Source organism: Oceanibaculum sp. (assembly GCF_022449305.1).
In the GTDB taxonomy this organism is placed as follows: domain Bacteria; phylum Pseudomonadota; class Alphaproteobacteria; order Oceanibaculales; family Oceanibaculaceae; genus Oceanibaculum; species Oceanibaculum indicum.
The window spans coordinates 13,276-38,592 of sequence record NZ_JAKUSO010000033.1 but is presented as its reverse complement, the minus strand read 5'-3'; the positions used below and the strand labels follow the sequence as shown (position 1 = coordinate 38,592).

Genomic DNA, 25,317 nt, shown 5'->3' with positions numbered 1-25,317 from the left:
TTCCACAAGATCGCCAAGTATATCGTGACGCCGGGCGTCCATCAGCCATCGGGCGCGCATGAGTGCATGTTCAACAAGGATGCCTGGGCCAAGCTGTCCGACAAGGACAAGGGGCTGATCGAGCTGGCCGGCAAGCTGACCACCTACGAAACCTTCATCGGCTACGGCAAGGACGACATCGAGGGCTACAAGTTCCTTACCAGCCAGGGCGGTAACGAGTTTGTGCAGCTGGACCCCAGCTTCATTGCCGCTGCCAAGGAAGCGTCCTTCAAGTGGGCGGACAAGCAGTCCGCCAGCAATGCCTGGTTCAAGAAGGCCTATGAGCATCAGCGCGCCTTCCAGAAGGACATCGCCAACTGGTCGAAGTTCCGTCTGCCGATCGGCATCACGCAGCAGTAAACCGAAGCCCATGCCACAGGGCGGGCGGTGCTGGCCGCCCGCCCTTCGGCGCAACCAGACACCGAGGGGCATATGCGATTGCTGCGGACCCTGGAGCGCGTGACCGATGCGGCTGCGGTCATCGGCGTTATCCTCATCATCCCGCTGATCCTGGCGATGGTTTACGAGGTGATGAGCCGCTACCTGTTTTCCGCGCCGACCTTCTGGGCCTATGAACTGGGCTACATGATGATGGGCGCGATCTTCATGCTCGGCATGGCCCATGCGCTGAAAGTGCGCCAGCATGTCACCGTGGACGTGCTGCATGGCAACCTGCCGCCGCGCGGCAAGGCGCTGGTGAACGTCATCGGCTATTGCTTCTTCATTCCTTGCGTTGCCTGGCTGACCTGGGGGCTGTGGGGTTATCTGGTGCGCGCCTATGTCAGTGGCGAAGGCACCGGCCAGTCAGCCTGGAATCCGCAGATATGGCCTTACCGGGTGGTGCTGGTCGTCGGTTTTGCGGTGTTCCTGTTGCAGGTGCTGATCGAATTCGCCAAGAACCTTCAGGCGCTGTTTGCCAGCGACGCGACGGATAGCCGATCATGACTGGCCTTGCCCTCTGGATGTTCCCGGCGCTGCTTGTCTTCGTCGCCGCCGGTATTCCCATCGCCTTCTCGCTGATGAGCGTGGCGCTGGTCTTCGGCCTGCTGCGCTTCGGCGACGCGGCGGTCGCCCAGTTCATCTCCAAGGTCGATGACGTCTCGACTAACTATATCCTTGGCGCCATTCCGCTGTTCGTCTTCATGGGCGCACTGCTGGAGCGCTCCGGCATCGCCAGCCGGCTGTTCGACGCTATCCATCTGTGGACCAGGCGCCTGCCGGGCGGCCTCGCCATCGGCAGCGTCATCATGTGTACCGTGTTCGCTGCCGCGACCGGCATTACTGGGGCCACCGAGACAGTGGTTGGCATGCTGGCGATCCCGGCGATGATGAAATACGCCTACGACAAGGGCCTGATCTCCGGCACGATCTGCGCTGGCGGATCGCTGGGTACCATCATCCCGCCCTCGGTGATCGTCGTCGTGCTGGCGCCGGTCGCCGATATTCCGGTGGGCGATCTGTTCGCCGGCATCATGTTTCCCGGCCTCATCATGTCGGGCCTGTTCCTGGCTTATATCGTCATCGCCTGCACGCTTAATCCGTCGCTGGCTCCGCGCGAGGCGGCCGGACCGGAAGACGATATCCCGCTTGCCGAGAAACTGCGCATCACCTTCGTGGCGCTGCTGCCGCCGGTCTTCCTTATCTGCGCTGTGCTGGGCACGATTCTGCTGGGCTGGGCGACTCCGACCGAAGCCGCTGCCACTGGCGCCTTCGGCAGCATCCTGCTGTGCTTCATCTACCGCCAGTTCAGCTTGCCGATGCTGAAGGAGGCGCTGTACCGCACGCTCTCCATTACCGCGATGATCCTGCTGATCGTGCTGGGCGGCAGCATGTTCGCCGGCGTGTTCTATGCCTCCGGCGGCATGGTGGCGATCCAGAAGCTGCTGGCGGAATATGGGCTCGCCGGCTGGCCGGCAGTGGCGCTGATCCTGTTCATGACCTTCCTGGCCGGCTTCGTGCTGGAGCTGATCTCCATTGTGCTTATCGTTATCCCGATCGCGATTCCGCTGGTGAAGCTGTACGGCATCGACCCGCTGTGGTTCTCGGTGCTGTTCCTGGTGATCCTGCAGACCAGCTACCTCACCCCGCCGATGGCGCCCGCAATCTTCTACCTGCGCGCCATCGCGCCGCCCAGCATCACACTCATGCATATGTACAAGGGTGTCATCCCCTTTATCTGTATGCAGATCCTCACGCTGGCGCTGGTGTTCTTCTTCCCCGCACTGGCGACCTGGCTGCCCAAGATGCTCTACAGCATGAACTGACCAACCCGCTTTCCGCAGAAGAAAGAGAAAACCATGCGCCTGAAAGACAAGATCGCCATCGTCACCGGCGGCGGCTCCGGTATCGGCCACGCCACCTGCCTGACCTTTGCCCGTGAAGGGGCGTACGTCGTCGTCGCCGACCGCAATGCGGAAGCAGCATCCAAGGTTGCCGAGGAGCTGAAACAGGCCGGCGGCAAGGGCGAGGCTTTGGCCGTAAACGTCGCTGATTCGAAGGCCGTGAAGGCGATGGTCGAGGATGTGGTCGCACGCCATGGCAGGCTGGACATTCTGGTGAACAATGCCGGCTATGGCATCGCCGGCACGGTGGTGAACACCACAGAGGAAGACTGGGATGCGCTGATGTCGGTGAACGTCAACGGCGTGTTCTATGGCTGCAAGCACGCCATCCCGATCATGGAGAAGCAGGGCGGCGGGGTGATCGTGAACACCGCCTCCACCGTCTCCAAGGTCGGCATCCCGAACCGCGCGGCCTATTGCGCCTCCAAGGGCGCGGTCGCCTCACTAACCCGCGCCATGGCGCTGGATCATGTGGACGCCAATATCCGGGTGAACTGCGTGGCGCCGGGGACGATCGAATCGCCCTATTTCGACGAGATTTTCCGCAAGAGCAACGATGCGGCAGCGCTGCGCGACGGGCTGGAGAAGCGCCAGGCGATGAAGCGGCTGGGCAAGCCGCAGGAGATCGCCAACGCCATCCTGTTCCTGGCCAGCGAGGAAAGCAGCTTCTGCACTGGCTCCATGCTGCTGGTCGATGGCGGCTGGACGGCGAAGTAGGCCTAACGGGTAGGGGTTGCCCCCGGCCGCAGGGCATCGCCGCCGAACGCCCCACCGAACGGCGAGGGGTTGCCTGAGGCCGCCCCTCCGGACGTAGCCGGGGCTGGTGGTGGGACCGACTGGCGCTGCTGCTCCAACAGTTTCTCCTGCAGTGCCCGCTTCTCGGCGGCAATGTCGGCGATGCAGGCGGCGGAATCGTGCCGGCTGCCCTGCCAGACGAGGCCGGCGGCCAGCAGCACCAGCACGGTGGCCACGCCTGCCGGATGGGTCAGCGCCCGCGTCACCGGATTGGCATAGAGCCGCGATATCCGGGGGCGGCCGGTGCGCAGCAGCTCCTGCCGGCGGATATAGGCCTCATGCACCATGGCGCCAATCAGCGTCAGGCCGATGATGATGACCGCCAGCGCCGACAGCGAGGGGTCGGTGCCGTGCCGCACCTTGGAGGCCAGCGCCGTAGTGAAGGTATTGTCCGACAGGATGGTGAAGACGGTGGTGTTGTAGTTCTCGAAGGAGGCCAGCAGGGTGAGGAAGGCCGCCGAGCCGATGGCCGGCTTCAGGAAGGGCAGCATGATCCGCCGGAAGGCCTGGCCGGGCGTGGCGCCGAGATCGAGCGCGGCCTCGGTCAGCGTGGCGTCGAAGCGCTGCAGCCGCGCCATGAAGATCAGCATGGCATAGGCCGAGATGAAGGTCGCCTGGCCCAGCAAAGTCAGGAAGATGCCGTTATAGAAGCCGCTGCCATAGCCCACGCCCAGCATCCGCGCGAGGCCGCCCCAGAAGACGAGGGTGGAGATGCCCAGCACCACGCCGGGAATCAGGATCGGCGTGATCAGCACGGCATAAAGGGCGGAGCGCAGGCGCGGGCCGATCTCGCTCAAGGCCAGGGCACCCGCCAGCCCGATGGGCACGGACAGCGCCACCACGCCGATGCCGATGCCGATGCTGATGACCAGCCCCGCCATCAGCCGCTGATTGTCGATGAGGACGCTGAACCAGTCCGTGGTGAAACATTCCCAGGGCGTGATCCTGGGGAAGGCGGAGGAGTTGAAGGCGGTGATCACCATGATGATCAGCGGCCCGAACAGGTAGGCGAATAACAGCAGGGAAAAGCCTGCCGCGAACGCGCCATCGCCGGTGAAGCGCCTCATCGCCCGATCGCCCCGATGGAGACCCTGAAGACCCGCATCGTCATCAGCACGAAGCTGAGGCACACCACCAGCAGGATCGTGGCGTAGGCGGCGCCGCGCGGCCAGTCGCCGGCCTCGTTGAACCATTGGTAGATCAGTTGGGTGAACCACAGATTCGACGGGCCGCCCAGAATCTGCGGCGCGGCCAGCGCGCCGGCGGTCAGCATGAACACCATGGTGGCGCCCGAGGCGATGCCGGGCTTTGCCACCGGCAGCACGACGCGCGAGTGCACCCGCCACCAGCTGGCCCCCATGTCGCGCGCCGCCTCGATCTGGTTGCGGTCCAGCGCCTCGACCGCGTTGTAGATCGGGAACACCATCAGCAGGATGTAGGCGTAGGTCAGCCCGGCATAGAGCGCGACATCGGCGCGGATGAAGTCGATGGGTGCCTCCCACAGCCCCAGCCCCATGCCGACGCCGTTGATCAGGCCGGTGGTGCCGAACAGCACGCGGAAGGCGAAGGCGCGCAGGATTTCGTTCACCCAGAACGGTACAATAAGGCCGATCACCATCAGCCGCACAGCCACGCCCCGGGCCGAATGGGCGAGGATGAAGGCGATGGGGTAGCACAGCGCGATATCGATCAGCGTCACGAACAGCGCGGCCAGGATGGTGCGCAGCAGCACGCCGATATCCAGGCTATTCAGCCCGGCATCGGGGCCGATCAGGAAATAGCGGTAATTCTCCAGCGTATAGACGTCGTCCGGGCCGCCGATCTCCGCCGGGGGAAGATTATGCCGGAAGGAGAAATCCAGCATGGAGAGCTGCGGCAGCACGATCAGCACCAGCACCCACAGGAAGACCGCCGCGCCCACGAATATTGCAACGCCCAGACCGTGCCGGCCGGCCAGATTGTCGAAGGCGGTGCGCAGCGCCTGAATCATGCGGCACCGTCCGGCGCGCCGTCCTCCGGCAGCACCATGGCGAAGCCGGCATCGAAGGTGACAGTGACGGTATCGTCCGCACGGCGCGACGTGGCCATGCTGCCATCATTCACCAGGCTGACGCGCAGCTCATGGCCTTCCGCCTTCAGGAACAGATGGCGGATGCTGCCCTCGAATTCCTCCGTCACATGGCGGGCGGCGATCCGGTTGACACCGTCACCGGCGGGGTCGGCCAGCCGCAGCCTTTCCGGGCGGATGAACAGCAGGCAGCGGTCGCCTTGCTTGTAGGAGCGGCCGCCGCCGGCGCGGCCCGACAAAAGGCCAAGTGGCGTGTCCAGCACGGCGATCTGCCCGTCCTGGCCGGCGACGATGCCGGGTATCTGGTTGGTCTCCCCGACGAAGGCGGCGACGAAGGCGGTCTTCGGGCGCTCATAGACTGACTCCGGATCGCCGATCTGTTCGATCACACCGCGATTCATCACGGCGACGCGGTCCGACATGGTCAGCGCCTCGCCCTGATCGTGGGTGATGTAGATGAAGGTCAGGCCGACCCGCTGCTGGATCGCGCGCAGCTCGCTGCGCATATGCTGGCGCAGCTTCAGGTCGAGTGCCGACAGCGGTTCGTCCAGCAGCAATATGTCAGGTTCTACCGCCAGCGCGCGGGCGATGGCGACGCGCTGCCGCTGGCCGCCGGACAGCTCATGCACCTTCTTGTCGCCAGTGCCGGGCAGGGCGATCAGCTCCAGCAGCTCATCGGCACGTTTGCGCCGTTCCTTGCGGCCCACGCCGCGCACCTCCAGCGGGAAGGCGATGTTCTCCGCCACACTCATCAGCGGAAACAGTGCCAGGTTCTGGAAGATCAGCGCGGTCGGGCGCCTGTTCGGCCCGACACCGCTCATGTCCTTGCCGCCGATCAGCACGCGGCCCTCGCTGGGATCGACGAAGCCGGAGATGCAGCGCAGCAGCGTGGTCTTGCCGCAGCCCGACGGGCCGAGAAAGGAAAAGAACTCCCCGCCCTTGATCGTCAGATAGGCATTGTCCACCGCCGTATAGGCGCCGAACCGGATGCTGACGTGATCGAGCAGGATATCCCTGGTGGTCATTGCACACCCTTATCCGGTGATGTGGAGGCGCCGCAGCCGGATAACCGCAGAGGCTGCGCCGCGCGCATCGCTTCCGGCCCGGCCACCCCTCCGTGCGAAGGGCAGCCGGGACCGGACGGGATCAGGGTCAGGCGCTCATGAACTTGTTCACGAACTCCGTGCGGGTCTTGGCGTACCAGGGCATTTCGGCCGGCCAGGGGTTCAGCTTGGCCAGCGCGTCGCCGGGATAGGCGTCGGCGAAATTCTTGGCATAGACCTCGCCGCCATACTTGTCGGCGCCCAGGACCGGCGAGTTATAGCCGTGGCTCTTGATCGCCTCGCCGGCCAGCTTGGCGTCGTAGGCGGCTTCGATGAAGGCGTAGATCTGGTCGATATTCTTGGCACCGACGGGCATGGCGAGGCCGTCCACCCAGGCCATCGCGCCCTCGACCGGCGCCCGGTACATGACCGGTTCACCGGCGGTCTTTAGGGCAATCGGCGGGCCGTCCCAGGTCTGGCCGACGATGACGCCCTCGTTCAGCAGGCCGTTCTTCTGCGCGTCAGCATCGTTCCACAGCAGCTTGATGTTCTTCTTCTTGGCGATGGCGGTCTCGGTCAGCTTGGTCCAGACCTCCTTCATCTTGGTCTCGTCCTTGTAGGCCGCCCAGATCGAGCCCGGCGCCATCTCGCCGCGCCGCTCCAGCCCCAGGCCGAGGCCCAGCATCATCGAATGGGCGCGACCCATGGTCTTGCCGGCATTGGCCTCGTCCCAGACATCGTAATAGCTGGGGAACTCGCCGGCCGGCTTGAACGCGTCGGTGCGCCAGGCCACGCCCTCGGTGCCCCAGATATGCGGCAGCCAGTGTGTGCCCTTGCCGCCGAAATTCCAGTGCGCCTCGCCCAGCGCCATCGCCGGGTTCACCTTGTCCAGCGGCACCCGCTTCATGTCGAAGGGCTGCAGCAGGTTCAGCTCGGCCCACAGCGGGTTGCGGTTCACCGTTGGGGTGACGATGTCGAAGCCCTCGCCATTGGTAGCGCGCAGCTTGTTGATGATCTCGTCGTTCGAGCCGATGCCGGTGAAATTGATCTTGATGCCGGTCTTGTCGGAAAAGCCCTTCACGAAGCTTTCCGGCAGATAGTCCGACCACATCATGATGTTGATCTCGCCCGACGAGGCCAGCACACCCCGGCTAACGATGGCCGGCATGGCAAGGCCGGCGCCGGCCAACGCCGTGGATTTCAGGAAGGTTCGCCGTCCCAGACTGGTCCCGAAGCTGATTTTCCGCATGTCCCATTCTCCTGTTCTGTCCGGCTGGCTGACTGTGCCGCCGATTGCCGCCCCCGCTTTGGCGCGGGGTGCTGTCTGTCCCGGTGCGTGTCTGTTCTTGTGATTTCGTTGCCGCACTGCAAAAATCTTATTGCTCCGCAACAAGGCGGCTTAGAGCCACGGGTTGAAAACTATGGGGCCAGGGACTGACAACCGCGCCTGTGGCGCATGCTAGAGCGCTTCTTCGCAGCGCCGCTCGATCCCGCCAAGCGTCTGCAGCAGCAGATTCAGGAGCGGCTGGTGGAGGCGATTCTGGCCGGCGCCCTGCCGTTTCACGAACCGCTGCCGGCCACGCGCGTGATGGCGCAGCGCATCAAGGTCTCGCGCAACACGGTAACGCTGGTCTATGAGCGGCTGGCCGAGGATGGCTATCTGAAGTCCGTCAATCGCCGGGGCTATTTCATCGATGAGCGCTATGTCCGCGAACAGCTCCACATCAAGGTGGATGACCGGGCGCGGAACCTGATCCCGGCGGCGGCCTCCTCGGTCGATTTCGGCCATCGGCTGCGGCGGTCCTTCTCCGGCCAGCAGAACATCGTGAAGCCGGCCAACTGGCACGATTTCCCCTATCCCTTCATCTATGGCCAGACAGCACCGGACAAGACCTCCCTCAGCCGCTGGCGGGACTGCGTTCGGATCGCCGGCACTACGCTGCATTCAAGGGACTGGATGGCGGACCATATCGACGCCGACGATTCCATGCTGGTCGAGCAGATCATCCGCCGGGTGCTGCCGCAGCGCGGCTTCCGCACCGAGCCGGAGAATCTGCTGGTCACCGTCGGGGCGCAGAATGCGCTCTATCTGGTCGCGGTGCTGCTGTGCGGGCCGGGCACGCGGGTTGATATGGAGGAGCCGGGCTATGTCGATGCCCGCAACATCTTCCTGTCGCATGGGGCAGTGCTGCGCGCGCATGAGGTAGATGGCAACGGCATCCGCGTGACCGAGACGCTGGCCGGCGCCAGCCTTGTCTATGTCACGCCAGGCCACCAGTCGCCGACCAGCGTGACCATGACGGTGGACCGGCGGATGTCGCTGCTCTCAGCGGCGGAGCGCCACGATTTCCTGATCCTGGAGGATGATTACGAGCATGAGCTGAACTTCGTCGGCCCGCAGCGCCCGGCGCTGAAGAGCTTCGACCAGAGCGGTCGGGTGATCCATGTCGGCAGCCTGTCGAAGCCGCTGTTTCCGGGGCTGCGCCTCGGCTTCATCGTTGCCGAACAGCCGCTGATTGCGGAATTGCGGGCGCTGCGCCGGCTGATGTACCGGCACACCTCCACGCTGGACCAGCGGGCCATGGCAATCTTCCTGGCAGAGGGGCATTTCGACGCCCATATCCGCCGCCAGCGCGCCAGCCTGTCGAAGAAATGGCAGACCATGCTCGCCGCCGCCGCCCGGCTGCTGCCGGACTGCGACGTGACGATGACGACCGGCGGCTCGGCCATCTGGCTGACCCTGCCCAAAGGCATGTCGGCGCGGGAGGTGGCGGCCCGCGCCGCGCAGGCCGGGCTGCTGGTGGAGCCGGGCGACGTGCACTACCTGCGCGCCGACCCGCCAGCGAACCGCCTGCGCCTCGGCTTCGCTGCCATACCGCTGGAAGCCATCGAGCCGGGGCTGAAGCTGCTGGCCGGGATCGTCCGCGACCTGAAGGGCTAGAGGTCGCTGCGGCCCAGCACCCGGCGCAGGCTGTCGACCATCTGTTCCAGGTCGGATTCCTCGCTGACCAGCGCCGGCGCGAAGATCAGCGCATCGCCGGTTGCCTTCACATGCAGCCCGTCCTTGAACAGCAGGCGCTGCACGATGGAGCCCTTCTCGCCCGGCGCCTTGCCCGGCGTCAGCTGGATGCCGGCCATCATGCCATGGCCGCGCAGATCATAGACCTGCGGAAGGTTGCGCAGGCCGAACACGCCATCCAGGAAGGTATCGGACAGGGACTTGCCGCGCTCGAACAGCTTCTCGTCGCGGTAGATGTCCAGCGCGGCCAGGGCAGCGGCGCAGGCGACCGGGTGGGCGGAGTAGGTGTAGCCATGCATCAGTTCCGGCCGATCCGCCGTGACCGAGGCGATGACGGTCTTCTGGATTTCCGTCTTCACCGCAACGGCGCTCATCGGGATGGTGCCGTTGGTAAGTGCTTTTGCCATGGTGATGACATCCGGGGTGACGCCGAATTCCTGCGAGGCGAAGGCGGACCCGGTACGTCCGAAGCCGGTGATGACTTCGTCGAACACCAGCAGGATGCCATACTTGTCGGCAATCTGGCGCAGCCGCTGCAGATAGCCCTTCGGCGGCACGATGGTGCCGATGGAGCCGGCAATCGGCTCGACGAACACGGCGGCGATGGTCTCGCCGCCATAGGTCTTGCACATATCCTCCAGATCGTCGGCCAGATGCGCGCCGTCCTCAGGCTGGCTGCGGGTGAAGCGCTGCTCCTCGTTCCAGGTGTGGCGCATATGCACGACATCGCAGGTGACGCCGGAGAAGTCGCGGCGGTTGCCGACCATGCCGGCCAGCGAAGTGCCGCCCAGATTGACGCCGTGATAGCCCCAGGAGCGGGAGACGAATCGGGTGCGCTGCGCCTCGCCCCGCGCACGATGGTAGGCGAGGCAGATCTTCATCGCGCTGTCGACAGCCTCCGACCCGGAGGAGCCAAAGAACAGCCGGTCGATGCCGTCCGGCAGGATTTCCGCGAGGCGGCGCGCCAGCTCGAAGGAGACCGGGGCGGCGCGCTGGAAATGCGGCGTATAGTCCAGCTCCATCAGCTGCTTGTGGACCGCCTCGGCGATCTCCGGCCGGCCATGGCCGGCGGCGGAGCAGAACAGCCCGGACGACCCGTCGAGGATTTCCTGGCCCTCCGGCGTCCAGTAGCGCACGCCCTTCGCCCGCGCGAAGATCTGCGGCTCCTGGTGGAACAGCCGGTTGTTGGTGAAGGGCAGCCAGTGATTGTCCATGGTGATGGGCATGTGGGTCATGAGCCGGTCCTCGGAAAGTATGACGCTTTCCTGACAGCTACTCCCACAGCCGCGCCGCCCCTAGAGCCACGGCGGATATTCGTAGGGTCCAGGGGCGGGATCAGGGGGCGCAAGATTGCGTCAGGACTGTTCCAGGTTGAACGGCATCTGCCGCGGGGCCGTGCCGGTCAGAAGCCTTATGGCATTCGCCACGGCCGCGCCTGTCATCGGGACGCCGATCTCGCCCGCGCCGCTGGGTGCCGAGTCGGACTCCACGATCCGTACCTCGATCTCCGGGATCTCGCCGATACGGATCGGCTCATAATCGTAGAAATTGCTCTGGTCGATCATGCCATCCGTATAGCTTGCGCGTTCGCGCATCAGGGAGGACAGCCCGAACAGGATGCCGCCTTCGACCTGTGCCCGCAGATTGTCCGGATGCACGGCGAAGCCCGGATCGACCGCTGCCCAGAAGCGATGCACGCGGAACCGGCCATTCTCGACCGATACTTCCGCGACGCCGGCACCCCTTGTTTCCTTGTAGCCGGCGAAGGAAAGGCCATGGGCACGTCCCTGCGGCGCCTGTCCGAAGCCGGCCATGGCGACCACGGCGTCGAGCACTGCCTGGCCGCGCGGGCTGTCGCGCAGCAGCTTCCGGCGGAAGGCGACTGGATCGCTGCCGGCCTGTTCCGCCAGCTCGTCGATGAAACATTCGCGGGCAAAGCAGTTCGGGGCCCAGCCGATGCCACGCCATGCCGAGACGCGGCAGCGGCGCGGGGTGATGACATGCTCCGCGCGGAAATCCGGGATCGCGTAGTCGGTACTCTCGGTGCCTTCCATGACCAGGACATCGCGACCGGTCTCCGGGTTCCAGCGTTGCGGAAAGGCGAATTGCAGGATCGACGGCGAGGCGACGCGGTGGCGCATTGCCGTGACAGTGCCATCGGCGTCGAGCGTCGCTTCGAGGCGATGGACCGTTGCCGGCCGCAGCCAGCCATTCTTCACATCATCCTCCCGGGTCCACATCAGCTTCACCGGCCGTCCCGCCGCGCGCGACAGCAGCAGCGCATCGCGCAGCAGGTCGCGGGCGAAGACGGTCCGGCGGCCGAAGGCACCGCCCATCTGCATGGCGTGAAAGCGGATACGGTCAGGCGTCGTCCCCAGGACGGCGGCGGCCACGCCGATGGAGACCGTCTGGCTCTGCGTTCCCAGCCAGACCTCCGCCCCCTTGCCATCCGCATCAACTGAGGCGACGGCATTCAGCGGCTCCATCTGGGCATGGTAGAGATGGGTGGTGCTGTAGGTCGCGGCATGCTTCCGTGTGCCCTGCGCCAGCGCCGTTACGGCATCGCCCCGGCTTTCCCATGGGAAGGCGGGCAGCGACGGGTCGTCCACCGCCCGGGAAAGCTCCTCCAGTTCGCGGTCGCTGCTGTATTGGCGGAACTCGGAATTCGCGCTCCAGCTGACGTCCAGCAGATCGCGTGCGGCGAGCGCCGTCTCCCAGCGTTCCGCGAGTACGGCCACGCTGTTGGCGAGTTTGACGATCTGCACCACGCCGGGCAGGTCGCGCGCCGCGCGGTCCGAGACGGTGACCGGCGTTTCGCCTTCGACCGGTGCCTGCAGTTGGGCGGCATAGAGCATGCCGGGCAACCGGATATCGATCGAGTAGATTGCGGCCCCCCGGGTCTTGCCCGGTATGTCGAGCCGGCCCGGATCGGAGCCGATGATGCGCCAGTCCTTCCGGGGTTTCAGATCGGCATCAGCGACCGCCGGCACCTCGGTCACGATTGCCGGCAACGCTGCCACTTCGCCATAGCCCATCCGGGCGCCGGATGCGGTGTTCACCACCACGCCGGAGTCTGTCGTGACCTGTTCGGGGGAGACACCCCAATGGGCCGCCGCGCTGTGGATCAGCACCCGCCGCGCGGTGGCTCCGGCCCGCCGCAGATGCTGGAAATAGCCTTCGAGCGAGGAACTGCCCGCCGAGAACAGGATGCCGCCGAAGCCGGGATTCCCGAAAATGCCATCGGGGTCCATGCTGACCTGCTCCGCCTTCACGGTGGACCAGCCGGCATCCAGCTCTTCGGCGACGATCATCGGCAGCGAGGTATTGACGCCCTGTCCCATTTCGGCGGCGCCGAAGCGGATGAGGATCGACCCGTCCGGCTCGATCACGACCCAGCCATTGATATCCCGGGTGCCGGCTGTGGCAGGCGTTGCGCCCGCCGACCGGATGACGGAAACGCCGCCGCTTGCCAGCAGCGCGAAGGCAAGGGTGCCGCTGCCGCCCAGGAATCCGCGGCGGGTGGGTTTCATGTCCTTGAGGATCATGGCTCAGGCCTCCTCGGCTGCGCGTTCGATGGCCCGCACGATGCGGGCGTAGGTGCCGCAGCGGCAGAGGTTTGCCGACATTTCCTCGACAATCTCCTCCCGGCTCGGCTTCGGGTTGCGCGCCAGCAGCGCGGCGGCGCGCATGATCTGCCCGGACTGGCAGTAGCCGCATTGCGGCACCTGCTCGGCGATCCAGGCGCGCTGAACCGGATGGTCGCCCTGGTCCGACAGCCCCTCGATGGTCACCACCTGGCCATCGGCCACATCGCCCACCGGGGTCTGGCAGGCGAAGTACGCCGTGCCATCGATATGGACCGTGCAGGCGCCGCACATGCCGGCGCCGCAGCCGAAGCGCGTCCCGACGAGGCCGAGATGCTCCCGCAGTACCCACAGAAGCGGCGTGCCGGGGTCGGTCTCTACGTCAACGCGCTGGTTGTTGATGCTCAGGCTGATCATGTTGGATTCATCCTTTCAGCGGAAAAGATCGGGGGTGAGGCTGTTCGCTTCACTATTGCCGAAAGGACCGAAAACTTTAATTTGCCTTTCCTAACTTATTTGATAAGTGAAATTTATCTATAGAGGGGTGACCATGCGCTATGCCGATCTGGAGGCTTTCCTGGTGGTGGCACGGACGCGCAGCTTCCGGCGGGCCGCCCAGGAGCGCGGCGTGACAGGCCCGGCGCTCAGCCAGTCCGTGCGGAACCTCGAAGAGGAGCTGGGACTGCGCCTGCTGAACCGCACGACGCGCAGCGTCTCGCCGACCGAGGCCGGTGAGTTGCTGGTATCGCTTCTTGAGCCTGCCTTCGAAGATGTTCAGTCTGCCATCGCCCAGGTCAAAAGCCTGAGCGGCCAGCCCTCCGGCGTGGTGCGGGTCAGCGTGCCGGCGCCAGCCCTGGAACATCTCATCATGCCTCATGCGCCGGCCTTCCTGGCGGCCTATCCCAGGGTGTCGCTGGAGCTCATCTCGGACGCGCGGGTCATCGACATCGTTGCGGAAGGCTTCGATGCCGGCGTCCGGCTGGGGCTGGAGATGGCGAATGACATGATCGCCATGCCGCTCGGCAAGCCGGAGGTCTATGATGTCGTGGCCAGCCCGGACTATCTCGCGCGGCACGGCCAGCCGTTACATCCTGAGGACCTTGCCAGTCATGACTGCATCCGGATTCGCTTTCCCAGCGGCGTCATCTTCTCCTGGCGCTTCGAGGTGGCGGGCTCGGAGTTCGTGATGACGCCCGAGGGTCGACTGATCCTGAACGACGCACGGTATGTCGTTTCCGCCGCGATTGCCGGCGCCGGCATCGCGCGTCTGGCGCGGCAATATACCGAGCCGCATGTCCAGGCCGGGCGGCTGATCCGGCTGCTGGAAGACTATGCCGCGACCCTGCCTGCCTGGCACATCTATTATCCCAGCCGCCGCTATGTACCGCCGGCCCTGCGTGCCTTCCTCGATTTCTACCGGGGCATTCTCGAAAGGGCGTGACTGCCGCGCCGGACCCGATCAGCGCTTCCGGCTGAGTGCTACCGGCGGGATGGCGGCCAGTGCCCATCCGGCAAGCGGGACGGCAGCCAGCCACATGACGAAGGCGGCGGACTGGCCGGCGATCAGCAGGGCGACACCGGGGGCCAGGATCAGCAGGCAGGCAATAGCAGCGGGGCGGTACTTCGCATCGGGCAGGCCGAACACGCGGCGGCGCTTCGGGTCGGTTGCGGTCAGCAGGACGATGCCGGCGAGCGACAGCAGGACCGCCGCGAGAGTCACGGTCACGGTCATCATTCGGCGGCTACCGGGCGTTTGTCGGCGCCCCATTGCGGAGCGGGTCGGCGGGCGATGGAGAGGTAGAGATAGCCGATGCCGCCAGTCGCCAGCGCCAGGTCGAGCAGCACCACGATATCGTTGCCGTTTGCCATCAGCGGCCCCCAGCCGGTGCCGCCGAGCAGCCAGCGCAGCACGGGCAGGGCGAGGAGGGAGGCACCCAGCAGCCCCCTGTAGAGCCGGTACAGCAGCGCCTCATCGCGCAGGATGCAGCCGAGGATGATGGCGAGGCCGGAGGCGATCAGGAAGCCGGCGGGCGTCCAGAACAGCACGGTTCCGGCGGGCAGCGCCAGCAGGTAGCCGATGCCGCTGGCGGCCAGGGCAATCGGCAGGCCATAGCCGACGATCGGCACGGAGCGGCCAAGCCGGCGCCACAGCGCGCTGTCCGCGCGCCGCCGCAGCCAGAGCTGCAGGCCGGTGAACGTGACGTAGCACATGGCAAGCCCCAGCGCGAACCAGATCACCCGCGACAGCAGGCCGGCGAAGGTGCCGAAATGCAGCACGCTGACCAGGGTGAAGGCGGCATCGCCGGCCGACGGCTTGGTGCCGAGGGTCGGCTTCGGGCCAATATAGGAACCGTCGCTGCCCTTGAAGACATGCTGCTGGCTCTGTAGCTCCCCTTCGCCGGCAAGATGGAAGGAGAAGACCCGCGCATCGGCGCGGCCATAATGCATGATCGACACGAAGGCCGGCGCGGAGTGTGACTTCTCGGCGGCTTGCCGCAGCATCGCATCCAGATTGGCCAGCGGGGCCGGGGTGGCATCCTCCCCCTCGGGCGTCCCGACGATGGTCTCGATCAGCTTTTCCTGGTCGCCGCCGAACGCCACCATGCTGATGGTCATCAGGCCGATGGAGCCGGCAAAGCTGAGGAAGGCGCCGGTGAAGGCCAGAACGAAGGCGAAGGGCAGGCCCCAGCTGCCCGCCAGGATGTGCCGGTCGCGGGCATTCAGCAGGCGGCTCGACAGGCGCGGGGAAACGAACAGGTCCTTGATCAGATGCCGGTGCAGCAGGAAGCCGGAGACGGCGGCCGCCAGCATGACGAAGCCCAGAATGCCCGTCAGATAGAGGCCAATCGGGTTGGGCGCATGCAGGTTCACATGCAGATCGACCAGGAAGTCCTGCAGTGCGCTGACCGGCTCCTCGAACTCGTCGGCATAGCCTTCCTGGCGCGTCAGCGTCTCGCCGGTCACCGGATCGAAGGTAAAGCGCACACCCTTTTCCATAGGGTGGCCGTCTTCCTTCACGCCATGCGTGTGGAAGAAGGCGCTGATGTGCCCGGCCGCGTTATGGAACAAGTTGATGTCGTCCAGATATTCCGGATCGACCTGTGCGGCCAGCTCGCGCAGCTTCGCATCCATCGGCGCTGCCAGCGGCTGCTCTGCCCGGCTGCCGCTGACCGACCAGGTGCCGATCTCGTGTGCGAAGACCACCACCGCGCCGGTGAGAATCACCACATAGAGCGCCAGCCCCAGCACCGTGCCGGACCAGCCATGCACCGCCAGCAGCCTTTTGCTTCGTGCCTGTGAGAGTTCGATCATGGGTTCCGGTCCTTCAGGAAGCAGTCCAGAGCACGGCGATACCCGCCGCGTTGAGGATGGCAATGCCGGTCATCACCAGCGTGGCGCGGCGCAGATTCTCCGCCAGGATCGCGTAGAAGAACGGAGCGGCCCACAATGCTGGAAACAGGATCAGCGGAAAGATCAGGTGATCGACGCCCGCCGCGCCGACCGGGAACCACAGCGGCATCGCCCCCATCGCCAGGATGGCGATCAGGATGGCCATCGGCCCGCCCAGCAGCCAGCGCGTGCGCCGCGGCGTCAGCCAGCCTCCGCCTGTATGTGTCGAGCTTGCCATGCTCCTGACCTCCAAACGCGTCCGAGAGCGCGAAACATATCGCGAGTGCGAATAAGTGACAATGGCAAGTGAGGGGGCAAGTGAGGCCGTGGTCCAGTTAAGGCGCGCTGGCGTTCCGCCGCTTCGCCGATTCCGCGTAGGCATGCCGCCGCAGAAGGTTCAGCGACCCCAGCGGCTCATGGTCGGGCAGGCAGTTCCAGGGATTGAAGGCCAGCCCGTCTGAAAGCGTGAGGCCCGCGCTCACATCCTGCGCCGGGATTTCCAGCCGGCCGACGGGGAACTCAGGGCCCTTCCAGGTCACACCCGCATCGTCGATGGGGTCGCTTTCGGACGCGCGGGGCTGCAGGCAGAAATCGAAACCGAAGCCGCCCCGGTCGAGGGCCGCCTGCAACCTTTCGGTGAAACTCCGCCGGTAGCCGCGCAGGCCGTCCCAGGCACCAGCATCCGGGCGGCAGATATATTTCGCCGCACTCTCCCCCAGCCGGTAGGGGGTGATGCTGTAATAGGCAAGCCGGTGCAGCCCGCGTATGCGGGCATGGGTTAAACCGGTCGAGAACAGCAGCTGCAGATAATGCCTGCGGAGGCGGCGGGGATCGAAGCCCGGCAGGATATAGGCGCGCGACAGCAGGGTGAACGGCGTCATCCGGGGCACGCCATCCAGCGCGGCGAACAGGGCGGCGGCATCGGCCGAGTGACGGAACGGGGCGGTCGCCTGGCTGATGAGGATGAAATCCTGCTGCCCGTCAGGGGCGCCGTCCACGCCGGTCAGCCGGATGGCCATCCCACGCCCGTCGGGCACCTCGTCGTCGGCGAAGAAGGAACTGGAAAAGCGGATGGTGGCGGGATAGCGACCGGCCTGCGCGAACAGGCCGTGCCGCAGGGCCGGATTGTCCGGCGGGTCGATCTGCAGCGTGCCGGACAGGCAGGCATGGGTCTTTTCGTGAAACTGCCGGGGCAGGGTGCCGTCCGGGCGTGGATGCTGGAAGGTGCGGGCGGCGATCCGCAGGACTGCCTCCAGATCTATGCCGTGCAGGGGGCAGTCCCCATTCATGCCGCATAGCCCAGATGTCTGAGTCCCGGCGCGCAGGCCCGGGTGAGCGTGGCCTGTTGCGGGGCGGGCAGGTCGGTGTATTTCGCGCGGGTCGGGCGCAGCATCGCCGCCGTCTCTTCCAGCCACGCCTCGTTTTGCAGCGACGGATCGATGAAGCGGATCAGCTCCGATAGCTTCTCGCGCGGCGCCTGCTGCACATCCTCGAACCGCAGGTTGCGCAGCCGTTCGGGCGGCAGATGGCCTAGCATCTTCTCGCCGGTCAGGATCATGTCGCTCCACAGCGCGCCGAACTCCGCCAGCTCCGGCTCCTCGCGCAGCAGCATGCCGGTATCGACGACGCTGAAGAACAGCTTCTCCAGCCAGATGCCGGCAGGGCTGCCGCGATCCTTCAGGAAGTCGCGCCGCAGGTCGAGACCCAGCCGCCGGCATTTCTTGTGGATCGCCAGCAGCACGCGGAAATTGTGATGCCGGCTCATGGAGATGGCGGTATCGCGCCCGTCCCGGAAGACATGCACCACCCGGGCCTCGGGGAACAGCCGCAGCAGCTTGGCCGCCAGCATCAGCGATCCGCCGGAACGCTCGACCCAGACCCGCCGGCCGAACCGGTCCATCAGATGGCCGAACAGCGCCCTGTACTGGTCCGCCAGCGGCGCTTTCGGCAGCGGTCGCACGAAGCTTTCCAGCGCGTCATACAGCGCCTCATAGTCGGGCGTCAGGTGCGGCAGCGTGGTTGCTATCACCGGCGGCATGTCGTACGCCGAGAAACGGGAATTGGGGTCGTCGTGCGGATACAGCCCCTCATCGACGACAAGCCCGTCCTTCAGCATGGCGTGAAGCGATGGCGACTGCTGGCTCAGCGTCTGCCACATCCGTTCGCCCGTCGGATTTTCCCAGGCAAAGCCGTTCTGCCCCAGCGGCACGAAGAATTCCGACAGGCTCAGCACATCGGGATGCCGGTTCAGCATCTCCGACACCATGGTGGAGCCGCAGCGCCCGGTGCTCAGGATCAGGACGGGGGGAATAATGTTGGGTTTCATATCGTACCGTCCTTTTCCGCATGCACATGGCCGGGCAGCCGGTAGCCGATCCCCTGATCGGCATAGTGCGACACGTTCAGCATGGTCTGGAACTGGCTGAGCTGCCGGTGCTGGGCCAGTTTCGGGAAATAGCGGTGCATCAGGCGTTCGGCCCGGCCCTTCAGGCGGAACAGCAGAAGCGTCCCTGTCGTGTTGAGGGCGGGGTAGCGCAGTGCGTCCGCCATCTCGTCGCCGATCATCGCCCGCGACACGCGGTAGATGCGCCGGGCCAGGCGCCGCCGCGCCGCCTGTTCTTCTATGCCCGCCACCAGCGGCGCGGAATTGATCAGCCCGTTCGCCAGCAGGATGGAGTCGAGGCTGATCGGCGGTTCGCACATCGCCCCGATCTCGTACAGCGTCAGCGCCTCTTCCTCGGTTGCGCATTGCAGGGCGGGATCGACCCCCATCAGATGGCCGGCATAGCGCCAGATCGTCATGAAGGCGTCGCGCTCTTCCGCCGACAGCTCGACGCCCAGCATGCGCGCGCGCTTCAGCAGCAGGCCGGAGAAGGCCGCGGTCGCAAACGCGATATGGGCGGAGCTGAGCGGCGTGCCCCAGGCCGCCGATTCCCACTCGTCCGACTGGACGAGAAGCTGGCGGATGCGGGCATGGACAAGGCGGATACGGACCGACAGTTTCCAGCCTTCGCCATAGCGGCCAAGCCCGCCGGGCAGGAAGATTTCGACCAGCTGGCGGTTGTTCTGCTTCAGCCGCCGCACACCCTGATCGACCATCCGTCCGGTGATGCTGAAGGACCGGCTGATCAGGGTCGAGAACCCCTCGATCAGCACAGCGGCGACGAAGGCGCCGACGAACATCTCGGAATTGCGGTAGAAGGCCCGGCAACCGGGCAGCGTCGCGGCCTCGTCGAACCAGTCGGGCACTTTCTCGGATTCTATGAAGAAATCGCGCACCGCCGGCGGCGCCTCCGCCAGCCGGGCGGCCCCTTCATCCATGCCGAGGCGCACCCATTCCTGTGCCAGCTGCGGCGCATGGCGCGCCAATTCCGCCACCGCCGCGTCGGCCAGCGGGTCGCCCAGCATGGTGTGCGCGACATAGCGGTCGGCGAGATCCGGGTTCTTCAGCACCGCGGCGGCATGGCCTTCGCGATAGTCGTGCGGCATATTCATGACTATCGGCTGCCTTGTCTCAGTGTGTCAGGGCTTTCAGCGGATCAGGGCGGCGGCGGCCAGACGGGCGATGTTGCGCAGCCGCTGGCGGAATTCATCCGGCGTCGGCGGGGTGCCGCTCTTGGCGCCGAGGGCCGCCTGCATCAGCGTCTGGCAGAGCTGGTCGGCATCGGTGCCGGCGCGCGACAGATCGATCTCGCCATCGGCTTCCGCCCTGGCCAGGAATCCCCGGAACCGGTCGATATAGAGGCCTTCCAGCTCCTTCGCCTGGTCCATGGCGATCTGCGTCTTCACCAGCACCAGCTCGCCCCAATGGGCCGGGTCGCCGAACAGGTCGATCCAGGTGCCGTAATAGGCACCCAGTACGCCTTCCAGACGCTCGGCGAAGGGGGCGCCGCTGGTCAGCGCCGCGTCGCAGCGCGTCAGCACCAGATCGGCAGTGCGCCGCATCATGGTGCGGAACACATCGTCCTTGCCCTTGAAATGCAGATAGAGCGTGGCCTTGGCAACGCCGGCCTCACGCGCAATATCATCCATGGAGGTGCGCTTGTAGCCATAGCGGGCAAACAGCCGGCGCGCCGCATCGGCGACCTGCTCCATCTTGGTCAGCGCACTTGTCTCGCAAATTTCATTCATTGGACGCATGGCGGGTATTGACAGACGCTCCGTTTGGACGGACTATACTCGATAAGACCATCGAGTCTAATTAGTATATGATGTCCGACAAAAGATTGGACACCCAAAAACTCATACAGGAGGAACGGCTGTACGCAAACCGGCTTGAAGGAGCCGGCCGTCCCCGTTCCTCCGGCGTCCAACCAGTTTTGTCCCATTCCAGCTACCTGTGAGGCAGCCATGTCCACCACGCTCAAGGTCAACGGCCAGACGCACAGCGTCGATGTCGATGACGATACCCCCTTGCTCTGGGTCCTGCGCGACACGCTGGGCCTGACCGGCACCAAATTCGGCTGCGGCATGGCGCAGTGCGGCGCCTGCACCGTCTTCGTGGACGGCGTGGCGCAGCGTTCCTGCGTCTTCCCGGTCTCGGTCCTCGCCGACAGCGAGGTGACCACCATCGAGGCGATCACCAGCCCCGAGGCGCGCGCCGTTCAGGCCGCCTGGACCGCGCATGACGTGCCGCAGTGCGGTTATTGCCAGTCCGGCCAGGTGATGAGCGCCGTCGCGCTGTTGACCGAGAACCGGACGCCGACCGACGCGGATATCGACGCGGCGATGAACGGCAATCTGTGCCGCTGCGCCACCTATGTCCGTATCCGGGCCGCGATCCACGACGCCGCCCGTTCCCTGGAGGGCTGATCCATGACTGCCATGCGCGTTTCCCGCCGTGCCGTGCTGCAAGGCGCGGCCGGCCTTACCCTCGCCCTGCAATTGCCGCTGATCGGCAAGGCCAGGGGCGCCCCCCCGGCCAAGGGCGGCACTTTCGCGCCGAACGCCTTCGTGCGGGTCGGCGCTGACGACACCGTGACCGTGCTGGTGAAGCATATCGAGTTCGGCCAGGGGCCGTTCACCGGCCTCAGCACCCTGGTCGCCGAGGAGATGGACGCCGACTGGGCGCAGATGCGGGCCGAGCATGCGCCTGCCAATGTCGAGCTTTACAAGAACCTGGCCTTCGGCGTGCAGGGTACTGGCGGCTCTACCGCCATCGCCAATTCCTACATGCAGATGCGCCAGGCAGGCGCCACGGCGCGCGCCATGCTGGTGCAGGCGGCTGCGGCGCGCTGGAAGGTGCCAGCCGGCGAGATCACCATCGAGCGCGGCCAGCTGCGCCATCCGTCGGGCAAGACCGGCCGGTTCGGTGAGTTCGCCGAGGCCGCATCCGGCCTGCCGGTGCCGGAGAAGGTGGCGCTGAAAAACCCGTCTGCCTTCAAGCTGATCGGCAGGGAAGGGCAGGCGCTGCGCAAGCTGGACACCGCGGCCAAGGTGAACGGCACGGCGGAATACACCATCGACATCCGCACGCCCGGCATGCTGACCGTGGTGGTCGCCCGGCCGCCGCGCTTCGGTGCGAAGCTGGTGCGGTTCGATGACAGTGCGGCCCGCAAGGTGCGCGGTGTCGTCGATGTGAAGCAGCTGTCCTCCGGCGTCGCGGTCTATGCCGAGGGCATGTGGCCGGCGCTGAAGGGGCGCGAGGCACTGTCCGTCGAGTGGGACGACAGCACTGCCGAGACGCGCGGCAGCGAGGCGATGATCGAGGAATACCGGGCACTCGCCAAAAAGCCGGGTGTGGTCGCCGGGGCGCATGGCGATGCCGATGCGGCCTTTGGCGATGGCGCGAAGATCGTTGAGGCGGAATATATCTTCCCCTACCTAGCCCACGCGCCTATGGAGCCTCTGGACGGTTATCTGGAATGGGACGGGCAGACGGCTCGCGCCCGCTTCGGCAGCCAGCTGCAGACGCTGGACCACATGACCATCGCCAAGGTGCTGGGGCTGGAGCCCGGCAAGGTGACGGTTGAAACCCTGCTGGGTGGCGGCAGCTTCGGCCGGCGCGCGCAGGGCGATGCCCAGCTTGCGGTGGAGCTGGCGGAGGCGGCCAAGGCCATCGGTCCGAACCGCCCGGTGAAGCTGGTCTGGAGCCGCGAGGACGACATCACCGGCGGCTATTACCGCTCCATCTTCGTGCACCGCATGAAGGGTGCGATCAAGGACGGCAGGATCACCGGCTGGAGCAACACTGTTGTCGGCCAGTCGCTGGCCATCGGTACGCCGTTCGAGCAGTTCCTGGTGAAGGACGGCATTGACGCCACCTCCGTCGAGGGCGCGCGGGAGCTGCCCTACAAGGTCGCCAATTTCCGCTGTGACCTGCACACGGTGGAATCGCCGGTGCCGGTGCTGTGGTGGCGTTCGGTCGGCCATACCCATACCGGCTATGCGGTCGAATGCTTCATCGACCGGTTGCTGGAGGAGGCCGGGCAGGACCCGGTCGAGGGAAGGCTGGCGATGATGGCGGACAAGCCGCGTCTGGCCGGTGCGCTGCGGCAAGTCGCGAAGCTTGCCGACTGGTCGGGCAGCCGTCCGGCGGAAGGACGGGCGCGCGGTGTGGCGGCGGTCGAGAGCTTCGGCAGCTATGTCGCGCAGATCGCCGAGGTCTCGATGGGCGATAACGGGCCGAGGGTGCACAAGGTCTGGTGCGCCATCGATTCCGGCGTCGCCGTTAATCCGGACGTGATCCGGGCGCAGATCGAGGGCGGCATCGGCTATGGCCTGGGCCATGTGCTCTATGCCGAGGTGGCCCTGGATGGCGGCCAGCCGGTGCAGCGCAACTTCGATACCTACCGTTCGCTGCGCATCGATGAGATGCCGGAAATCGAGGTCGTCATCGTGCCCTCGACAGAGGCACCCACGGGTGTCGGTGAGCCAGGCGTGCCGCCCATCGGCCCCGCCGTTGCCAATGCGATGGCCCGGCTGGGCGTTGGCCGGCCGGAGCGTCTGCCGATGGTGCGGGAGACCGCGTGACCGGCGTTGTTGGAGAGAGGCGGCGGCTAATCCGCCGCCTCACCCGGCAGGGAAGCGCTGCTCTTGTCGCCGGCAATCAGCACGGACCAGGCCTGGAGGGCGGCGTTGGCAATGCCGCGCAGCGTCTCTGGACTGGCACCGCTGGCGGCATGAACGGCCATGCCCTCGGCGGTGACCGTCAGGTAGCCGGCCAGCAGGGCAGGGTCGGCAGTCGCCGGCAGGTCGCCCTCGCGCACGGCGCGCTCGAAACGGGTGCGCAGGGCGTCCTCTCCGGCTTTGCGGCGGGCGATCAGCTCCTTGCGTACCGAATCGGAGGCTTCCGAGCAGGACAGCGCCGCCTGCACCAGCAGGCAGCCAGCCGGGCGTTCCGGGTCCATCTGGGTGCTGATATGCAGCATCCTTTCCGCCACTTCGCGGGCGGTCGGCGCGCTCATGATGCCGTCGAAGTCGATGGTTTCCTGCATGTACCGGTCGAGCGCACGGCGGAACAGCTCCTCCTTGTTGCCGAAGGCGGCATAGAGGCTGGGCGGGCTGATGCCCATCGCCTGCGTCAGATCGGACAGCGAGGTGCCCTCATAGCCCTTGGTCCAGAACAGGTGCAGAGCCTGGTCGAGAGCCTCGTCCATATCGAATGAGCGGGGACGGCCCTTAGCCATGGCGATCCTCCTTTTTTAATTTTTTACTAAGCACTATATAATTCGCTTGACGGTATCCGTCCAGCGGCATATCTGTAACAAACGCTACAGAACTGGATGGGCAGCCGGCCTTGACCGCGCCACCCCGCCACTCAGCGAACCGACCACCGGTCAAGGAGTCCTCATATGAACAAGGCCTTACGGCGCCTTCTGGGCGCCGCATTCATCCTTGGCGTCACCGCAGCCGGTGGCGGCCTCTTTCTCACGCAAGGCTGGCATGCCGTGCTGGCCGACGATACGCCGGCCCCGGCGGCGCAGGCGCCCAGCGCCGTCCCCGTCTCCGTGGCGACGGTGGAGCGCCGCGAGACCGGCCTGTGGAATGAATTCTCCGGCCGGCTGGAAGCGGTTGAGCGGGTGGATATCCGCTCGCGCGTGTCTGGCGCGGTGCAGTCGGTGCATTTCCGCGAGGGCGGGCTGGTCCGCAAGGGCGACCTGCTCATCACCATCGATCCCGACCCCTACAAGGCGGAGGTCGCCCGGCTGCAAGCCGAGGTGGCGGCGGCGGAAACCCGCGTCTCCTTCGCCCGCAAGGAGCGTGACCGCGCGCAGCAGCTCCAGCAGTCCAACCGTGGGACGATCTCGCAGAGCGTTGTCGATCAGCGGGTCAGCGCCTATACCGAGGCGGTGGCCAACCTGCGCGCCGCCCAGGCCGGGCTGCAGGCGGCCCAGCTCAATCTCGGCTATACCGAGATCAAGGCGCCGGTCTCCGGCCGCGTCGGCAAGCTGGAGATCACCGTCGGCAACCTCGTGGCCGCCGGTCCCGGCGCGCCGGTGCTGACCAATCTGGTGTCGGTCGATCCGATCTATGCCGGCTTCGACGTGAATGAGCGGATCGTCAGCGCGTCGCTGCACGATCTGGCCGCCCAGGGCACGCCAGGCGCCATCGATCGCATTCCCGTGCAGATGGGCACCATCGGCAGCGGTGGCACCGAACATACCGGCCAGCTGCAGCTGATCGACAATGCCGTCGATGCCCGCAGCGGCACGGTGCGCGTGCGGGCCCAGTTCGACAATTCCCAGGGGCTGCTGATGCCGGGCCAGTTCGTGCGGCTGCGCATGGGCGAGGCCAAGGCCGATTCGCTGCTGGTGATCTCCGAACGGGCCATCGGTACCGACCAGGACAAGAAGTTCGTGCTGGTGGTCGATGGTGAGAACAAGGTCGGCTATCGCGAGGTGGCGCTGGGTGCCTCCACCGAGGACGGGCTGCGCGTCGTCACCTCCGGGCTGGAAGCCGGCGAGCGCATCGTCGTGAACGGCCTGCATCGGGTGCGGCCGGGCGCGGTCGTCGCCCCGCAGATGGTCAGCATGTACAATCCTTCCAAGCCTGCCGGCAGCACATCGGTGGCGCAGCGCTAAGCGCTGCGTCAGCC

The 25,317-nt window shown here is 66.0% G+C and carries 23 protein-coding genes and 1 pseudogene; 9 read left to right on the top strand and 15 right to left on the bottom strand.

The window, feature by feature from the left end:
• The 4 genes and pseudogenes from MK313_RS11295 to MK313_RS11280 form a co-directional block, all read left to right on the top strand.
• Nucleotides 1-399 (top strand): annotated as a pseudogene (locus MK313_RS11295) (C4-dicarboxylate ABC transporter substrate-binding protein); the annotation flags it as partial.
• Nucleotides 400-471: 72 nt separating this feature from the next.
• The gene (locus MK313_RS11290) at nt 472-984 is read left to right on the top strand and encodes a TRAP transporter small permease subunit (protein WP_244922184.1); all 513 of its coding nucleotides are present in this window, start codon (nt 472-474) and stop codon (nt 982-984) included.
• Nucleotides 981-2,303 (top strand): TRAP transporter large permease, encoded by a 1,323-nt coding sequence (locus MK313_RS11285; RefSeq protein WP_008942873.1) that lies wholly within the window; start codon nt 981-983, stop codon nt 2,301-2,303. The genes MK313_RS11290 and MK313_RS11285 overlap by 4 nt, the downstream gene beginning before the upstream one ends.
• Before the next feature lie 33 nt (nt 2,304-2,336).
• The gene (locus MK313_RS11280) at nt 2,337-3,098 is read left to right on the top strand and encodes an SDR family oxidoreductase (RefSeq protein WP_287781644.1); all 762 of its coding nucleotides are present in this window, start codon (nt 2,337-2,339) and stop codon (nt 3,096-3,098) included.
• 2 nt (nt 3,099-3,100) lie between these two features.
• Here MK313_RS11280 and MK313_RS11275 read toward each other — a convergent pair whose 3' ends face one another.
• From MK313_RS11275 to MK313_RS11260, 4 genes are all read right to left on the bottom strand, one after another.
• Entirely contained in the window at nt 3,101-4,243 is a 1,143-nt protein-coding gene (locus MK313_RS11275) for an ABC transporter permease (RefSeq protein WP_287781642.1), read from the bottom strand.
• Nucleotides 4,240-5,166: an ABC transporter permease gene (locus tag MK313_RS11270; protein WP_287781640.1), complete on the bottom strand. Its 927-nt coding sequence runs from the start codon at nt 5,164-5,166 to the stop codon at nt 4,240-4,242. Before MK313_RS11270 ends, MK313_RS11275 begins: the two co-directional genes overlap by 4 nt.
• A complete protein-coding gene (locus MK313_RS11265; RefSeq protein WP_287781638.1) occupies nt 5,163-6,269 on the bottom strand; it encodes an ABC transporter ATP-binding protein in 1,107 nt (368 codons plus the stop codon). Before MK313_RS11265 ends, MK313_RS11270 begins: the two co-directional genes overlap by 4 nt.
• 127 nt (nt 6,270-6,396) lie before the next feature.
• Entirely contained in the window at nt 6,397-7,536 is a 1,140-nt protein-coding gene (locus tag MK313_RS11260; RefSeq protein WP_287781636.1) for an extracellular solute-binding protein, read from the bottom strand.
• A gap of 207 nt (nt 7,537-7,743) precedes the next feature.
• On the opposite strand from MK313_RS11260, the gene MK313_RS11255 reads away from it, so the two are divergent.
• Nucleotides 7,744-9,228, top strand: a complete 1,485-nt coding sequence (locus MK313_RS11255) for a PLP-dependent aminotransferase family protein (protein WP_287781634.1) — start codon at nt 7,744-7,746, stop codon at nt 9,226-9,228.
• Here the strand turns inward: MK313_RS11255 and MK313_RS11250 are convergent.
• The 3 genes from MK313_RS11250 to MK313_RS11240 all read right to left on the bottom strand — a co-directional run bounded on the left by MK313_RS11250 (nt 9,225) and on the right by MK313_RS11240 (nt 13,307).
• Nucleotides 9,225-10,541 (bottom strand): aminotransferase class III-fold pyridoxal phosphate-dependent enzyme, encoded by a 1,317-nt coding sequence (locus tag MK313_RS11250; protein ID WP_220660199.1) that lies wholly within the window; start codon nt 10,539-10,541, stop codon nt 9,225-9,227. The genes MK313_RS11255 and MK313_RS11250 overlap by 4 nt on opposite strands.
• Nucleotides 10,542-10,661: 120 nt before the next feature.
• Nucleotides 10,662-12,851, bottom strand: coding sequence for a xanthine dehydrogenase family protein molybdopterin-binding subunit (locus MK313_RS11245; RefSeq protein ID WP_287781632.1), 2,190 nt, complete (start codon nt 12,849-12,851; stop codon nt 10,662-10,664).
• 3 nt (nt 12,852-12,854) lie between these two features.
• On the bottom strand, nt 12,855-13,307 hold the full coding sequence (locus MK313_RS11240; protein WP_008942864.1) for a (2Fe-2S)-binding protein: 453 nt from the start codon (nt 13,305-13,307) through the stop codon (nt 12,855-12,857).
• Between the two features lie 133 nt (nt 13,308-13,440).
• Here MK313_RS11240 and MK313_RS11235 point away from each other — a divergent pair, with 133 nt between their 5' ends.
• Nucleotides 13,441-14,331, top strand: a complete 891-nt coding sequence (locus MK313_RS11235) for a LysR family transcriptional regulator (RefSeq protein WP_287781629.1) — start codon at nt 13,441-13,443, stop codon at nt 14,329-14,331.
• 18 nt (nt 14,332-14,349) lie between these two features.
• Here MK313_RS11235 and MK313_RS11230 read toward each other — a convergent pair whose 3' ends face one another.
• The 7 genes from MK313_RS11230 to MK313_RS11200 all read right to left on the bottom strand — a co-directional run bounded on the left by MK313_RS11230 (nt 14,350) and on the right by MK313_RS11200 (nt 20,411).
• The gene (locus tag MK313_RS11230; protein ID WP_287781627.1) at nt 14,350-14,616 is read right to left on the bottom strand and encodes a hypothetical protein; all 267 of its coding nucleotides are present in this window, start codon (nt 14,614-14,616) and stop codon (nt 14,350-14,352) included.
• 5 nt (nt 14,617-14,621) lie between these two features.
• A complete protein-coding gene (locus tag MK313_RS11225) occupies nt 14,622-16,202 on the bottom strand; it encodes a PepSY-associated TM helix domain-containing protein (protein WP_287781625.1) in 1,581 nt (526 codons plus the stop codon).
• 13 nt (nt 16,203-16,215) lie between these two features.
• Nucleotides 16,216-16,518: a hypothetical protein gene (locus MK313_RS11220; RefSeq protein ID WP_287781623.1), complete on the bottom strand. Its 303-nt coding sequence runs from the start codon at nt 16,516-16,518 to the stop codon at nt 16,216-16,218.
• Between the two features lie 97 nt (nt 16,519-16,615).
• Entirely contained in the window at nt 16,616-17,569 is a 954-nt protein-coding gene (locus MK313_RS11215) for a hypothetical protein (protein ID WP_287781621.1), read from the bottom strand.
• A complete protein-coding gene (locus MK313_RS11210; RefSeq protein ID WP_287781619.1) occupies nt 17,566-18,606 on the bottom strand; it encodes a sulfotransferase in 1,041 nt (346 codons plus the stop codon). The genes MK313_RS11215 and MK313_RS11210 overlap by 4 nt, the downstream gene beginning before the upstream one ends.
• Nucleotides 18,603-19,775 carry an oxygenase MpaB family protein gene (locus MK313_RS11205; protein ID WP_287781617.1) on the bottom strand — a complete coding sequence of 391 codons (1,173 nt, stop codon included), beginning with the start codon at nt 19,773-19,775 and terminating at the stop codon, nt 18,603-18,605. Before MK313_RS11205 ends, MK313_RS11210 begins: the two co-directional genes overlap by 4 nt.
• A gap of 36 nt (nt 19,776-19,811) precedes the next feature.
• Nucleotides 19,812-20,411, bottom strand: a complete 600-nt coding sequence (locus tag MK313_RS11200; RefSeq protein ID WP_287781615.1) for a TetR/AcrR family transcriptional regulator — start codon at nt 20,409-20,411, stop codon at nt 19,812-19,814.
• A 219-nt stretch (nt 20,412-20,630) separates the two neighbouring features.
• On the opposite strand from MK313_RS11200, the gene MK313_RS11195 reads away from it, so the two are divergent.
• Both MK313_RS11195 and MK313_RS11190 read left to right on the top strand, forming a co-directional pair.
• The gene (locus MK313_RS11195; protein ID WP_287781613.1) at nt 20,631-21,092 is read left to right on the top strand and encodes a (2Fe-2S)-binding protein; all 462 of its coding nucleotides are present in this window, start codon (nt 20,631-20,633) and stop codon (nt 21,090-21,092) included.
• 3 nt (nt 21,093-21,095) lie between these two features.
• Nucleotides 21,096-23,252 (top strand): xanthine dehydrogenase family protein molybdopterin-binding subunit, encoded by a 2,157-nt coding sequence (locus tag MK313_RS11190; RefSeq protein ID WP_287781611.1) that lies wholly within the window; start codon nt 21,096-21,098, stop codon nt 23,250-23,252.
• 26 nt (nt 23,253-23,278) lie between these two features.
• On the opposite strand, the gene MK313_RS11185 is transcribed toward MK313_RS11190, so the two are convergent.
• The gene (locus MK313_RS11185) at nt 23,279-23,908 is read right to left on the bottom strand and encodes a TetR/AcrR family transcriptional regulator (protein WP_287781609.1); all 630 of its coding nucleotides are present in this window, start codon (nt 23,906-23,908) and stop codon (nt 23,279-23,281) included.
• A 165-nt stretch (nt 23,909-24,073) separates the two neighbouring features.
• On the opposite strand from MK313_RS11185, the gene MK313_RS11180 reads away from it, so the two are divergent.
• Nucleotides 24,074-25,303, top strand: coding sequence for an efflux RND transporter periplasmic adaptor subunit (locus MK313_RS11180; protein WP_287781608.1), 1,230 nt, complete (start codon nt 24,074-24,076; stop codon nt 25,301-25,303).
• The last annotated feature ends 14 nt before the right edge of the window (nt 25,304-25,317 follow it).